The organism is Magnetospirillum sp. XM-1, assembly GCF_001511835.1.
Taxonomy (GTDB): Bacteria; Pseudomonadota; Alphaproteobacteria; order Rhodospirillales; family Magnetospirillaceae; genus Phaeospirillum.
Window position 1 is genome coordinate 464,751 of record NZ_LN997848.1, and the last position, 12,032, is coordinate 476,782.

Genomic DNA, 12,032 nt, shown 5'->3' on the forward strand with positions numbered 1-12,032 from the left:
TCCGTTTTTGTTTGGTAGGGAGGGGCACATGAACAAGTCCGAATTGATCGCCGCCGTCGCCGATGGTGCCAACATGACCAAGGCCGACGCGGCAAGTGCTATCGACGCCGTATTCGAAGCCATCACCGCCGCCATGAAATCGGGCGATGACGTGCGTCTTGTTGGCTTTGGAACCTTCTCGGTTTCTGCCCGTCCTGCCCGTCAAGGCAGGAATCCGCAAACTGGCAAGACCCTCACCATCGCGGCCAGCAAGTCAGCCAAATTCACCGCCGGAAAGAGCCTCAAGGACACCATCAATGGCCGATGACATCAAGGCACTGACCACCAAGATCGTTTCTGCCTACCTGGGCAGCAGCACCTTGGCTGCCACTGAAATCCCAAGCCTGATCAAGTCCGTTTATTCGTCTTTGAAAGCAACCATCACACCGGTTGCTGCACCGACTGTAAGCCAGAAGCCTGCCGTATCGATTAAAAGGTCGGTAACGGAGGAATCTGTGATCTGCCTTGAATGTGGAAGTCATCAAAAATTGATGAAGCGTCACCTGAATCGGGGGCATGGATTATCCATAGAGGGATACCGCATGAAGTGGGATTTGCCTGCTGATTATCCCATGGTTGCTCCAAACTATGCTGCTCACCGATCAAGAATGGCCGTAAAATTTGGGCTTGGAATTTCTCGGCATAAACCAAAATCAGAAACGATTCCCGATGCCAGTAGCGACACGGGCGTCGCTCATGAAGCGGCTCCTGCTCATGTTTATCCGACATCAAGATGGGCGAAGCCATCCTCGTAAGGAAAAGACCACCATGCCGCCACGTAAGAGTGCCAAGCCCGGAACCGCCCCCAAGCCTGCCAAGGTCGCCAAGAAGGCTGGCCGGTCCACCCGTGGCCGATTGGACGACGGCAGTGCCAATCCCATTGATGTTCATGTTGGTGCCCGCATTCGGCTTCGTCGGACCCTGCTTGGCATGAGCCAGGAGAAGCTTGGCGAATGCCTGGGGCTGACCTTCCAGCAGGTGCAAAAATACGAACGTGGAGCCAATCGGGTCGGAGCATCCAGGCTGTTCGATCTATCCCGTGTTCTGGATGTCCGGGTTGGCTACTTTTTTGAGGAAATCTCTTCGACTGCCCAGGCAGCATCGCCGGTCGAGGTGATCCGTGGCAATGTCACCAAGGCAATCGATGTCGCTGACGACAATCCCATGACTCGGCGGGAAACTCTTGAATTGGTCCGAGCCTATTTCAGCATCAGTGACCCCAAGGTGCGGGATCAGGTTCTGTCGATGGCGAAGGCTTTGGGTGGTGCCAAATAGTAGGTTTTTAGAATTTCTTTAAAGTCATACCTGCCATCGCTTTGGATCTATGGAACATCAAGAATCGCGGTTTTTTTAAATCCCATCCCATTTGGGGGTATTCCCAGGCTTCAAGACATGCAAGCTGAGACCATGATTTCTTGATTCGCAAACTGTAAAAGTTTGCAAGGGGACAAAATGGTTGAGCTACGCGTGATTCCACCAAGCGATTGTCTGCCAATAAGAGTGCGGGAAATGGTCCGCATTCTGGCATGTGGCGGTGGACGTGAGCTTATTGATGATATTATTTCTGAAAGTTCATTGTGTGAGAACAGGCAGTATTGTTCGTTAGGGCATGCTTGTAGCCATATTCATAGCTCATTCAATCAAATTTAATTTTGCGGTTTTTGCGTGATGTTCACGTTTTAACTGCCGATGTGGCTGGCCTGAAATGATTGATATGAAAATGAAAATACTGGTTGTTGACGATTCCGCAACCATGCGGAGAATAATCTGCAATATTCTTGTAATGCTTGGCTTTTCAAGCGTCTCCGTCGCCGTAAATGGTAAGTCTGCGATGGAGGAGCTTTATTTGCATGAGTATTCTCTTGTGATTTCAGACTGGAGGATGGAGCCTATCAGCGGACTTGATCTATTGAGATGGATTCGGCGTGATAAAAAATTAAATCAGTTGCCATTTATTATGATATCTGCGGAGTCTGATCGAAATAGCATTATTGAGACCGTCAAGAGCGGAGTTAGTGATTATATAGTTAAGCCATTTTCCAAGGCTACACTTAAGAATAAGTTACAAAATATATTTGGTGACTTCTGATTTTGTACGTGCTTGACGCGGCGACGTAGGCAGTTGAACGCAGTGGTGTATTGCAAAATGCACTACATTGGATCATTTTGGTGATCGGTCCACAGGAGTCTGATCATGTCCGCCACCGCTCATCGCAAAGATCATCCGCTGTCCATGCGTATGCCAGACAGCGACATCGCCCTGATTGACCGGGCTGCCGCTCTACGCGGTCGATCACGGACTGATTTTGTCCGTGACGCAGCGGTTCGTGCGGCGGAAGAAGTCCTGATGGAGTCGGGGTTGGTGCGAATGTCCGAGGAAGGGTTCGCCGAATTCATGGTGGTGTTATCCGCACCGGCTACCGCAGTGGCACCCATGGTAGAGATTTTACGGCGTCCAGCACCTTGGGAGCAAGGCAAGGGGCAGGGTTGATAGCTGCCATGGCTTTGTCCGCTCCAGAGCCTTTAAACGCAGGCCGCGACGTATCGCAATTTTCCTGTGGCAAACCCGCCTTGGATCATTGGCTCAAGACTCGGGCCTTGTCCAATCAGGAGAAGGGATTCACCGTTGTCATGGTCGTCCATGATGCTGGCCGGGTGATTGTGTGCGCGCCGGAGAGAAAGTAGGCCACGGATCGGCGCCGTTGTGGTGCTGAGGGCGGCGTAAAAGTCGGCCAGTGATATGCCCTTCGTTTCTGATGATGACGAAGGGCGGGAGCATGAAGCCCGTGGATCTTTATCTGTTGGTGCGGCAATCGGTCTTCGTTGAAGGCCGGTCCCGGCGAGAGACTGCGCGTTTATTCGGCATTGCGCGCAAGACGGTAGACAAGATGTGCGCGTTTTCGGTGCCGCCGGGGTATCGGCGGAAGGAGCCAGCCGCACGGCCGAAGCTGGACAGGTTCACCGGGATCATCGACCAAATTCTGGCCAATGACCCCAAGATGCCGGTGAAGCAGCGACATACGGCAAAGCGGATCTTCGAGCGTCTCAAGGCCGAGCACGGGTTCACCGGCGGCTACACCATCATCAAGGAATATGTGGCCGAGCAGCGGCTTCGATCGAAGGAGATGTTCGTGCCGCTATACCATCCGCCCGGCCATGCGCAGGTGGATTTCGGCGAGGCGCTGGCCGTAATCGGCGGGGTGGAGTGCAAGATCCACTTCTTCTGCATGGACCTGCCGCACTCTGATGCGACCTTCGTAAAGGCGTATCCGGCGGAGACCACCGAGGCGTTTCTGGATGGTCACGTGGCCGCGTTCGACCGTTTCGGCGGCCTGCCGGTGTCGATCCTCTACGACAACACGACGCTGGCGGTGGCCAAGATTCTCGGCGACGGCAAGCGGAAGCGGACGAGGGCCTTCACCGAGCTGCAGTCCCACTACCTGTTCACGGATCGCTTCGGCCGTCCCGGCAAGGGCAATGACAAAGGCAAGGTCGAGGGGTTGGTGGGCTACGCCCGGCGTAACTGGATGGTGCCCAAGCCGGTGGCCGCTGATTTTGACGCGTTCAATGCCATGTTGCTGGCTCGCAGTCTGGAGCACCACGGCGATGTGCTGCGGGGCCACCACCAGACCATAGGTGAGCGGCTGGCCGCTGATCTTGCTGTCTTCCGTCCATTGCCTGCCGCCCCCTTCGAGCCGTGCGACAAACGCCCCGGCCGGGTCAGTTCGCTCAGCCTGGTGCGCTACCGCTGTAACGACTATTCGGTGCCGACCCAGTTCGGTCACCGCGAGGTGCTGGTGAAGGGGTTTGTCGATGAGGTGGTGATTGCCCACGGCAACGAGGTGATCGCCCGTCATCCCCGGTCATACGACAGTGCCGACTTCGTGTTCGATCCCCTGCATTATCTCGCCCTGCTGGAGCAGAAGACCGGCGCACTGGACCAAGCCGCTCCACTCCAAGGATGGCAATTGCCCGATGTGTTCGCCGAGTTGCGCCGCCTGCTGGAAGCCCGCATGGACAAACGTGGCCGACGGGAGTTCGTTCAGGTTCTGCGACTGCTGGAGGTCTTCCCGCTGGCGCCGGTGACGGCGGCGATCAGGGATGCCATCGAGCGCGGCGCCATCGCCTTCGATGCCATCAAGCACCTGACCTTATGCCGGATCGAGCGGCGTCCGCCGCGACTGGATCTGTCGGCCTATCCCTTCCTGCCTGGCACGGAGGTCAAGACCACGGCCGCCGCCGATTACATGGCCTTGCTGGGAGAAGCGGCATGACGACATCCGCCGAGACGGCTCTGCCGCAGGTTCTGCTGGCCCATCACCTGAAAACCCTCAAGCTGCCGACCTTTCTGCGCGAATACGACAAGCTGGCCCAGCTCTGCGCCGCCGAGGGCGTCGACCATCCCCGCTATCTGCTGCGGCTGGCTGAACTGGAGCTGATCGAGCGGGAACGACGGACGGTCGAGCGCCGCATCCGAGAGGCCCGGTTCCCAGCGGTCAAATCGCTCGACAGCTTCGACTTCACCGCCATCCCGTCGCTCAACAAGATGCTGGTGCTCGATCTGGCGCGTTGCGACTACATCACCCGGCGCGAAAACGTCATCGCGCTGGGCAATTCCGGCACCGGCAAGACGCACACGGCCCTAGCCCTTGGGCTGGCGGCCTGCCAACACGGCTTCTCGGTCGGCTTCACCACTGCGGCCGGACTGGTCAGCCAGATGATGGAGGCCCGCGATGAGAAGCGTCTGCTCAAGCTCCAGAGCCAGATCCAAGCATACAAGCTGCTCATCATTGATGAACTGGGCTACGTGCCACTGTCGCCCACCGGCGCCGAACTGCTGTTCGAGGCGTTCAGCCAACGCTACGAACGCGGCTCCACCATCGTCACCTCGAACCTGCCATTCGACGAGTGGACTTCGGTGTTTGGCTCGGAACGTCTGACCGGCGCACTGCTCGACCGTCTCACCCATCACGTCCACATTCTGGAGATGAACGGCGAGAGCTACCGTCTTGCGCATTCCAAGGCACGGCGACGGAAGGCCGCTTCGCCCGGATCAACCACACCACCGGACATCATCAATCCAGACACCGGCGAGATCATCACCCCCTGACCACCACGCGAAATCAGCGGCCGAAAATGCGAAGGGGGGCCGATCGGCCCCCCTTCGCATTTCCCCCATCCCAACCACCGGGTGGCTCCCTTTTGCTCCGGCGTGGTGGCTCCCTTTCTCTCCGGCGTTGACATGATTGGCTATTATGGATTAGCCCCCACGGCGGTGGTCCCGACCGCCATGCCCAGGTCGATCAAGACCGGGCAACCACCGAACCCGGTACCCTGTCTACTCTTGGGGCAACTGGCGACCGATCTGGAATGGGCCGGTCAGGGCATCGGCACCGGGCTTCTGGCCCACGCCCTGACCCGCTGTGTTCAGGGGGCACGGCTGATCGGTGGTCGTGCATTGATAGTGAATGCCATTGACCCCGATGCAGCATCGTTCTGGCGGCGACGAGGATTCCTTCCTTCGAAGGACGATCAGTTGGTGCTATTCCGGTCTATCGCTGATATCGCGGCATCACTGGCGGCAGTGGGGATTAAGGTCGAATAGACCTCCTCACGATCCACGAACGGGTCGAGCATCGCATTAAAAATGCGAGGGTCGCGTAGCCGAATTTGACTCACACAGTACTCACATGGTTGATTCGTCTAAAATATAATGCTTTATAATCAATTTATTGTAAGACATGCCCGTTCATTCGTAATGCGCGGGCCGGGGGTTCGAGTCCTCTCGCCGGCACCATTTTTCCCAATAAAATCAATGATGCAGGGTCGCTGAAAAGCGGCCTTTTGCATTTCACACTCTTTTCACATAAGCTCAGAGCGAGTGAGAATGGAATTGCTACAATTAATAGTTGTTTTGGTGCGAAATGCCCCGAGAAAAAAAGACAGAATATTTCTACTATGATGACAAGGCGATAGCGCTCTACCAGCGGCCAAACAGCACCTTGTGGCAGACGCGGATCGTCAAAGAAGACGGCAAGGCATTTGTCCGCAGCACAGGCGAGCGCAATTTTGACAAGGCTTTGGCTTGGGCACGCAAGGAGAAGATGCGGGCCGAGGTGCTGACGGAGCAAGGGCTTGATCCCAACACCAAGTCCTTCAAATCGGTGGCCGAGCTTTGGCTTGCTGCGATTGGCCGCGATCCGTCCAACAAGCCTCGCAAGATCAGCGACTACACGAAGATCGTGAAGCGCTACCACATCCCATATTTCGGCAAGCACAAGATCACGCAGATCACGCAAAAGACCTTGGGCGAATACGAGATTTGGCGAACGGCGTTTTGGCAGACTGGTCCTGGTGCTGAGCAGCGCGAAGAGACAATCCGCAAGCGCGACGGCACATCATACACGCGGGAAAAGACGGTCACGAGCAAGGGCAAGGGCGACGCGGAAGACACCGTGCTGAGGCAAATCTTCAAATTTGCCGTCGCCAACGACTACCTTGATGGTTCGCGAATGCCGATCATCGGGCAAAAGACGACACGGGGCGATAATGGCGCTGTGAACCGACGCCCAGCGTTCACGAAGGAGCAGGCCAAGGCCATCTTGGATTACTGCAACAGCTTCCCCGACGATCCTTCGGAAAAGCTGACCAACGAGCGGATGGTGTTCAGCGCGTTCATTCACCTCGTTCTCGGCACGGGGCTTCGGCCAGGGAAAGAGCATCAACCGATCAAGTGGAAGCACTTTTCCGTCAAGGTCGTTGAGGGCGTGGAACACGCCTATTTGACCATCGTGAAAAATACGAAAACGGGATCGAGGCCAGTGCGCTGCGACAGCTTTGTTTGGCCGATGCTGTCGGGCTTTCGCTATGTCAGCAAGTTCAATGGCGAAGAGGATTTCGTCTTGGCCAATCAGGAAACGGGCGAGGCGGTTGCGTCGTTCAAGCGGCAGTTCAACACCATGTTGAAGGCGCTGGACATGGAAACTGACGTGCATGGCGACCACTTCACGCCGTACAGCTTGCGCCATACCTATGCCACGCTAAAGCTGAACGAGGGCGTTCCAGAGCGGTTGGTCGGTATCAACATGGGCACCAGCCCCGACATGATCCACCTTTATTACGGGCACGACACGTCGGTAAGCAGGGCCAACGAATTCAACACAGACATTGACTGGCTGACGCTGGATGGGGAGAAGTTGAAGAAGGTCAAGCGACAGCGCGATCCGAAAAAGAAGCCCTGACCTGTCGTGTTACACGACGGGCGCACCTTCAGCGCAGTATGTTAAGCTGATCGGCAGCAAGGATGGGATGGGCAGGATACCATCGGAGCGCATAATTGACGAAGGTCCGCTTTATCGTTCTGGCACTGTCGGTGATGTTCGCCACAAGTTGGCTATTCGACGAGTATCTGGAGCCGCGCTTCAAAGCGCTCTACATGCTGATCCCACTCATTGCCTTGTTTGTTTTTCATCACGCCCTATTCCCGCATAAGTCAAAGAAAGGGAAAGGCGATGACGCAAGCGAACAGGAAGGCAAGAAGCAGTGAGTTGTCGCGCGACTTAATATCTCACAGACGAACGCACCTCCAATCAAAAAATATATTGGCTATTGTTTAATTTGCGCGGCAGCGCGAAATTCATTTAACTTGTCGGCAGCACGAGGGTGCTTCTGCGCAATCGCACATAGATACTCAGACATATCCCCGGGATTATGCGGCTTTGGGATGGCTCCTGTAGCACCAGCAGCAAGCGTAGCTCGTAAAATTGCCTCATCGCGGGACGCTGTGAATACGACCAGCGGAATTTTGGCAACTTGCGGCTTGCTGGTGCAGCGGATTGCGCCAATCACTGCTAGGCCGTCTAGGGGCTCCATAGACAAATCGCAAATTATCAAATCAGGGGTTAAGTCGCCGAAGGCAATTCTCAACCCTTCTAGGCCATCTGCGGCCTCTAAAACCCGAGCCGCGCCCATTGCTGAGAGCAACTTACTGAGTATTGTTCGCGTGGTTACATCATCATCGATAACAAGGGCGCACACATAGTTCTCATCAAACTTTTTAATTTTGTCCATTGTAGCATTCCATAATATGGTTCGCAGAACGCCACTCCCCATCAATAAATATAGAGCTATATAAAGGCCCAGCATCACTCCCAAATGGGATTGGAGCGCGAAAATTTTTGATAAATTTTTGGCCTCATCGGCTATGCCTTACGGTGAGTTCGACAACACCCGACAGACCCCGAGTGAGTGTCGTGTTACACGACAGGCGCACCTTATATATAGGCCGCCATATATAGGCCGCCGCCGCTTTGGCCCTTTGCGCGTCGTACACTCCGCCAATTTTAGCGCCCAGCAGTACGGCACTCATGGAAACAGCCCCGCTTGTACGGGGCTGTTTGGCGTTTAAGCGAGCTTCTTGCCGAAGCGTCCCTTCATCGCGGCCAATTGCTTGTCCAGTTCGCCAGCGACCACCGCGTCGCGCACCAGTGTCAGCGTGGGCACCAGTTCCGCCACGTCGCCGATCTCAATGGCCGTCTTCTTCGGCTTGCCGCAACAGCGCGTCGGGTCTTTTCGCTCAGCTTCAGCTTGTCCAATGCACTCATCATCACATCCTCCAATAGGAACACATGACGAACATGCTATGGCCTGATGGCCGAACAGGACAACCGAAAGGCAGGTGTAGGTTTAACCTACGGAAGGCCGTGTCGTGTTACACGACAGAGGGACGTGCATAACTTGTCGGGTTTCCCGACAAGAGGCTCATGTGGGATAAACCGACTGATGCGGTGTCGTGTAACACGACAGCCAGATGAACATACATGCTGTATGTTGAGACTGCTCAACTTGTCGGGAAACCCGACAAGTTCACGCCGCGCTGGCTGACTGCCGCAAATTCAACATGCTATGCTGCCGAAATGGAAACCAGCACGGCCACCATCAGCGTCCTACAGGTCACTCCCATCAATGCTGGCCGCGTGCTGGCGTTGGCCGACGTGGAGTTGATCCTCGACGGCGTGTCTCTGGTCATCCATGGCGTTCAGGTTCGCGCCGATGCCAGCAAGACTGAAATTACCCTTCCCAATTACCGAGCGCCAGACGGTTCATGGCGAACCGCTGTCACATTGCCCGACGAGGTGCGTGGGCCAATGGGCGATGCTGTGATTGCGGCGGCCATGGAAGCTGACTTGCTGGTGGAGAAGGCGGCTGTCGTGTAACACGACAAGCTGTCTGGCTCACTTTATGCGGAAATTGCGCAGATTGGCCGTGCAGAACTTGCCGTGACGTCCGAGTGCAGAATAGTCGCGCATCACCCGTTCGCAATCGGGGCAGCAGACAAGCTTGACTGACTGTTTGGGCTTGGGATTTTCAACGAAGGACACATTTTGCGGATGGCCATGATCGTGGATTTCGCGGAGCGTCATGAAAATAGACGCTACGGCCGCCTGTCCCTGAATTTCAGATCGACCGTTACCGCGTGCCCAAGCTTGAGCAATTTGTTTGGCGAGTTCGGCCAGATCATCGTCACGCACAGCGTGGCCGAGCGAAAAGGCGACGGCCTATGCCTCAAGATCGGTAACAGGCACATCAATTGGGCCTGCGAATTTCCTCGCGAAATAGACGCTGCCCACAGCGGCCACGGCCAGGACGGATAAAACACCCCATCCGACGGTCGCACCAATTCCAACGGCCACTGTCTTTCCGACCATCGGCGCCATTGCTGCCGCCTTGGTTCCCGCCACGTTGCTTGCCAGCATTCCCGCCTCTCAAATACCCATACATTATGCGTGGTTTTGTCACATCTTCTTACACGAACAGGGGGGGTAATCAAAGAACAATTATTGCGAATGAACCGCAATATAATTTCGTTTAGCTCTAAAACATCAGATTTGACCGCATTTACTCATCGCCAGCTACAGCACTTCAACCGCAGCTTCCATCATCTGGTCTTTGCCCTTCAAGTTGCGATCTCACCGACGCGCATTCCAGCTTAGAAGCTGGACATCACGGCGATGCGCTTGCGTCTATGCCTTGGTGTGGAAAAGACAGCAAAAATCTTTTAGAGTTTGCGCGAATCAATGACCACAGAGCGGGCATTTTTGGCTCCCGCAATTTTTCGAGGGCGGCAGATGAACAAGGTAAAGACTGCGGTGATTGTTGACGACAATCCGCCCACACGCACTTTGATTTTCGAGGTCCTTAAAGGTATCGGCATCAAGGATATCGTCCAGGCAATCAATGGCGAAGATGCGATTGCCAAGATCCGTGAAACGTCTCCGCACTTAGTCATTATGGACTGGAAGATGGACGTGATGGACGGGCTTGAATGCACTCAACGCATTCGCTCAGGGATTGATGGCATTGATCAAAAAATTCCAATCGTCCTACTGACTGGGATGGTGGGCACAGATGCTGAAAAAAGGGCATACGGGGCAGGAGTGGACTTGTTCCTAGAAAAGCCTTTTTCGATCAAAAAACTTCATTCTGGAATAGTCAAAATTCTTGGGCCAGCTTGACCGAAAACAGGTTGCATGAATTTCTATTTGTTTTCTGATCTTCAAGGTGGCGCATATGACTGAAGGCACTGAAAAGGAAACTACACCCAATGGGTGGTCCCCAGACCTGTCTGTTGGAGTGGACATCATTGACGAGGACCACCAAGCCTTCTTTAGACTGGCCGAACTGCTCCGCGATGTTATTGAAGGTCCAGAGGAAGGGAATGATTACCTGATCGAAACGGCGATTAACGTACTTGAAGAATACGTAGAAGGCCATTTCCTACGTGAAGAGATGGCAATGGCCGCCGTGAACTACCCCTTTTTGGGCGAACATCTTGCTGCGCATGAAGCTTTTGCCGCGAAAGCACATCAAATCGCACAAGATTACAGAGGTGGAAATAAGGATATTGCAGGAACAATAAGCGGCCTCGTCGAGCGATGGATCGTGGGGCATATTCAAACAATTGACAAGCAATACTGCGGGTATCTGACAAACGAAAATGTAGATAGTCGGCCCTTAATTTATCTGTCTGATGAAGATGGCAATGAACTTGAAGTGTAGCTTTTCTACATGCTAAAGATCTTCAACCGCAGCCGTCATCATCTGGTCGTTGACCTCGATATAGCGCTGCGTGGTGGACAGGTGGCGATGACCAGCCAGCGTCATGATGACCTTGGCCGAAACGCCCTTGTGAGCCATCTGCGTGATAAACCAGCGCCGACCGCTGTGGCTGCTCGCTCCATCAATGCCTGCCAGAGCATATATCTGTCCGAATAGCTGGCAGAGGGTGTTAGCCGAGAACGCCGTGGCCTTTTGCGTCACGAGGAACGGCGCGGCGCGATCAGTTGTCGTGTTACACGACAGGAAGCGTTCCAGTTCGCGGCGCAGCTTGCCGCTAACGAACACCGTCCTGGCCTCCGCTGTTTTGGTGTAGCTGGCAGGCAGCACGATTTGGTCCTTCACGCGACCATCGCCGTCAATCACATCGCCAAGTTTCAAATGGGCAATCTCGCCAACGCGCATCCCAGCATAGAAGCTGAGCATGAGCGCAACGCGGTTACGTGCTGCATGACGCTGATTTGCGACAACGGACAGCACGCGCTTGAGTTCCGCTTCGCTGAGTACCTTGGCCTGTTTCATCGCTTTACCTAATGAAAAGTTATCGCATTAGGCAAATCATTATATGATCAAAAGCGCAAAAGAGCCGACCGCAATTATTTGCGTTGATAATCAAGCGGTTAACGGCAAACATAATGAAATGTTGATTTTCTTATGTTTTGCTCATACGGTGGCGAGCTTGCTTAATTCACCTTGCTTCTTCGTCAAGGACGCTCTGGCGCTGTTCACCTGTTCGCGCTTTTTCTGCACGGATGCGGCTTGCTTTAGCTTTTTGGCCTGATCGGCCTTGGCGTCGGCCTGTCGTTTCAGATTGTCCGCGAAGCTGTTGGCCGTCGCATCTTCTCTCATGAATTCCCATGCCCGCATTTGCCGCCTCC

General features: G+C 54.7%; 17 protein-coding genes and 2 pseudogenes. 14 read left to right on the forward strand and 5 right to left on the reverse strand.

Going from position 1 to position 12,032, the window contains the following annotated elements:
• Nucleotides 1–28 precede the first annotated feature (28 nt).
• From XM1_RS02245 to XM1_RS02270, 11 genes and pseudogenes are all read left to right on the forward strand, one after another.
• Entirely contained in the window at nucleotides 29–307 is a 279-nt protein-coding gene (locus XM1_RS02245) for an HU family DNA-binding protein (RefSeq protein WP_068429047.1), read from the forward strand.
• A complete protein-coding gene (locus XM1_RS23015; RefSeq protein WP_082700333.1) occupies nucleotides 297–794 on the forward strand; it encodes a MucR family transcriptional regulator in 498 nt (165 codons plus the stop codon). The genes XM1_RS02245 and XM1_RS23015 overlap by 11 nt, the downstream gene beginning before the upstream one ends.
• 13 nt (nucleotides 795–807) lie before the next feature.
• Nucleotides 808–1,314: a helix-turn-helix domain-containing protein gene (locus XM1_RS02250; protein WP_231920667.1), complete on the forward strand. Its 507-nt coding sequence runs from the start codon at nucleotides 808–810 to the stop codon at nucleotides 1,312–1,314.
• 445 nt (nucleotides 1,315–1,759) lie between these two features.
• Nucleotides 1,760–2,128, forward strand: coding sequence for a response regulator (locus tag XM1_RS23020; protein WP_197603101.1), 369 nt, complete (start codon nucleotides 1,760–1,762; stop codon nucleotides 2,126–2,128).
• 105 nt (nucleotides 2,129–2,233) lie between these two features.
• Entirely contained in the window at nucleotides 2,234–2,530 is a 297-nt protein-coding gene (locus XM1_RS23025) for a DUF1778 domain-containing protein (protein ID WP_082700335.1), read from the forward strand.
• An 8-nt stretch (nucleotides 2,531–2,538) separates the two neighbouring features.
• Nucleotides 2,539–2,700 (forward strand): annotated as a pseudogene (locus XM1_RS24785) (N-acetyltransferase); the annotation flags it as partial.
• Nucleotides 2,701–2,816: 116 nt separating this feature from the next.
• Complete coding sequence (gene istA, locus XM1_RS02255; RefSeq protein ID WP_082700336.1) at nucleotides 2,817–4,313, forward strand: IS21 family transposase; 1,497 nt, start codon at nucleotides 2,817–2,819, stop codon at nucleotides 4,311–4,313.
• Entirely contained in the window at nucleotides 4,310–5,149 is an 840-nt protein-coding gene (gene istB, locus XM1_RS02260) for an IS21-like element helper ATPase IstB (RefSeq protein WP_068429053.1), read from the forward strand. The genes istA and istB overlap by 4 nt, the downstream gene beginning before the upstream one ends.
• 132 nt (nucleotides 5,150–5,281) lie before the next feature.
• A pseudogene (locus XM1_RS24790) lies at nucleotides 5,282–5,644 on the forward strand (GNAT family N-acetyltransferase); the annotation flags it as partial.
• A gap of 319 nt (nucleotides 5,645–5,963) precedes the next feature.
• Complete coding sequence (locus tag XM1_RS02265; RefSeq protein ID WP_068429056.1) at nucleotides 5,964–7,280, forward strand: tyrosine-type recombinase/integrase; 1,317 nt, start codon at nucleotides 5,964–5,966, stop codon at nucleotides 7,278–7,280.
• Nucleotides 7,281–7,375: 95 nt separating this feature from the next.
• Nucleotides 7,376–7,585: a hypothetical protein gene (locus XM1_RS02270; RefSeq protein ID WP_068429059.1), complete on the forward strand. Its 210-nt coding sequence runs from the start codon at nucleotides 7,376–7,378 to the stop codon at nucleotides 7,583–7,585.
• A gap of 59 nt (nucleotides 7,586–7,644) precedes the next feature.
• Here XM1_RS02270 and XM1_RS23040 read toward each other — a convergent pair whose 3' ends face one another.
• Nucleotides 7,645–8,109, reverse strand: coding sequence for a response regulator (locus tag XM1_RS23040; RefSeq protein ID WP_172821877.1), 465 nt, complete (start codon nucleotides 8,107–8,109; stop codon nucleotides 7,645–7,647).
• Between the two features lie 749 nt (nucleotides 8,110–8,858).
• Between XM1_RS23040 and XM1_RS02275 the strand changes: the two genes are divergently transcribed.
• Nucleotides 8,859–9,254, forward strand: coding sequence for a hypothetical protein (locus tag XM1_RS02275; RefSeq protein ID WP_231920669.1), 396 nt, complete (start codon nucleotides 8,859–8,861; stop codon nucleotides 9,252–9,254).
• A gap of 18 nt (nucleotides 9,255–9,272) precedes the next feature.
• Here XM1_RS02275 and XM1_RS23045 read toward each other — a convergent pair whose 3' ends face one another.
• Nucleotides 9,273–9,569, reverse strand: coding sequence for a hypothetical protein (locus tag XM1_RS23045; RefSeq protein WP_082700338.1), 297 nt, complete (start codon nucleotides 9,567–9,569; stop codon nucleotides 9,273–9,275).
• Between the two features lie 27 nt (nucleotides 9,570–9,596).
• Nucleotides 9,597–9,794 carry a hypothetical protein gene (locus XM1_RS23810; protein ID WP_156428616.1) on the reverse strand — a complete coding sequence of 66 codons (198 nt, stop codon included), beginning with the start codon at nucleotides 9,792–9,794 and terminating at the stop codon, nucleotides 9,597–9,599.
• A 372-nt stretch (nucleotides 9,795–10,166) separates the two neighbouring features.
• On the opposite strand from XM1_RS23810, the gene XM1_RS02285 reads away from it, so the two are divergent.
• Together XM1_RS02285 and XM1_RS23050 are read left to right on the forward strand one after the other, a co-directional pair.
• Nucleotides 10,167–10,553 carry a response regulator gene (locus XM1_RS02285; protein ID WP_068429066.1) on the forward strand — a complete coding sequence of 129 codons (387 nt, stop codon included), beginning with the start codon at nucleotides 10,167–10,169 and terminating at the stop codon, nucleotides 10,551–10,553.
• A 55-nt stretch (nucleotides 10,554–10,608) separates the two neighbouring features.
• A complete protein-coding gene (locus tag XM1_RS23050) occupies nucleotides 10,609–11,097 on the forward strand; it encodes a bacteriohemerythrin (RefSeq protein ID WP_082700340.1) in 489 nt (162 codons plus the stop codon).
• A 12-nt stretch (nucleotides 11,098–11,109) separates the two neighbouring features.
• On the opposite strand, the gene XM1_RS02295 is transcribed toward XM1_RS23050, so the two are convergent.
• The gene (locus tag XM1_RS02295) at nucleotides 11,110–11,676 is read right to left on the reverse strand and encodes a site-specific integrase (RefSeq protein ID WP_068429070.1); all 567 of its coding nucleotides are present in this window, start codon (nucleotides 11,674–11,676) and stop codon (nucleotides 11,110–11,112) included.
• Between the two features lie 141 nt (nucleotides 11,677–11,817).
• Entirely contained in the window at nucleotides 11,818–12,021 is a 204-nt protein-coding gene (locus XM1_RS02300; RefSeq protein WP_068429071.1) for a hypothetical protein, read from the reverse strand.
• Nucleotides 12,022–12,032: the final 11 nt, after the last annotated feature.

Excerpts from the sequence above, each read along its gene's own strand:
- XM1_RS02245 (WP_068429047.1), top strand. The coding sequence starts at position 29 with ATGAACAAGTCCGAATTGATCGCCGCCGTCGCCGATGGTGCCAACATG.
- XM1_RS23015 (WP_082700333.1), top strand. The coding sequence starts at position 297 with ATGGCCGATGACATCAAGGCACTGACCACCAAGATCGTTTCTGCCTAC.
- XM1_RS02250 (WP_231920667.1), top strand. The coding sequence starts at position 808 with ATGCCGCCACGTAAGAGTGCCAAGCCCGGAACCGCCCCCAAGCCTGCC.
- XM1_RS23020 (WP_197603101.1), top strand. The coding sequence starts at position 1,760 with ATGAAAATACTGGTTGTTGACGATTCCGCAACCATGCGGAGAATAATC.
- XM1_RS23025 (WP_082700335.1), top strand. The coding sequence starts at position 2,234 with ATGTCCGCCACCGCTCATCGCAAAGATCATCCGCTGTCCATGCGTATG.
- istA (WP_082700336.1), top strand. The coding sequence starts at position 2,817 with ATGAAGCCCGTGGATCTTTATCTGTTGGTGCGGCAATCGGTCTTCGTT.
- istB (WP_068429053.1), top strand. The coding sequence starts at position 4,310 with ATGACGACATCCGCCGAGACGGCTCTGCCGCAGGTTCTGCTGGCCCAT.
- XM1_RS02265 (WP_068429056.1), top strand. The coding sequence starts at position 5,964 with ATGCCCCGAGAAAAAAAGACAGAATATTTCTACTATGATGACAAGGCG.
- XM1_RS23040 (WP_172821877.1), bottom strand. The coding sequence starts at position 8,109 with ATGGACAAAATTAAAAAGTTTGATGAGAACTATGTGTGCGCCCTTGTT.
- XM1_RS02275 (WP_231920669.1), top strand. The coding sequence starts at position 8,859 with ATGCTGTATGTTGAGACTGCTCAACTTGTCGGGAAACCCGACAAGTTC.
- XM1_RS23810 (WP_156428616.1), bottom strand. The coding sequence starts at position 9,794 with ATGCTGGCAAGCAACGTGGCGGGAACCAAGGCGGCAGCAATGGCGCCG.
- XM1_RS02285 (WP_068429066.1), top strand. The coding sequence starts at position 10,167 with ATGAACAAGGTAAAGACTGCGGTGATTGTTGACGACAATCCGCCCACA.
- XM1_RS23050 (WP_082700340.1), top strand. The coding sequence starts at position 10,609 with ATGACTGAAGGCACTGAAAAGGAAACTACACCCAATGGGTGGTCCCCA.
- XM1_RS02295 (WP_068429070.1), bottom strand. The coding sequence starts at position 11,676 with ATGAAACAGGCCAAGGTACTCAGCGAAGCGGAACTCAAGCGCGTGCTG.
- XM1_RS02300 (WP_068429071.1), bottom strand. The coding sequence starts at position 12,021 with ATGCGGGCATGGGAATTCATGAGAGAAGATGCGACGGCCAACAGCTTC.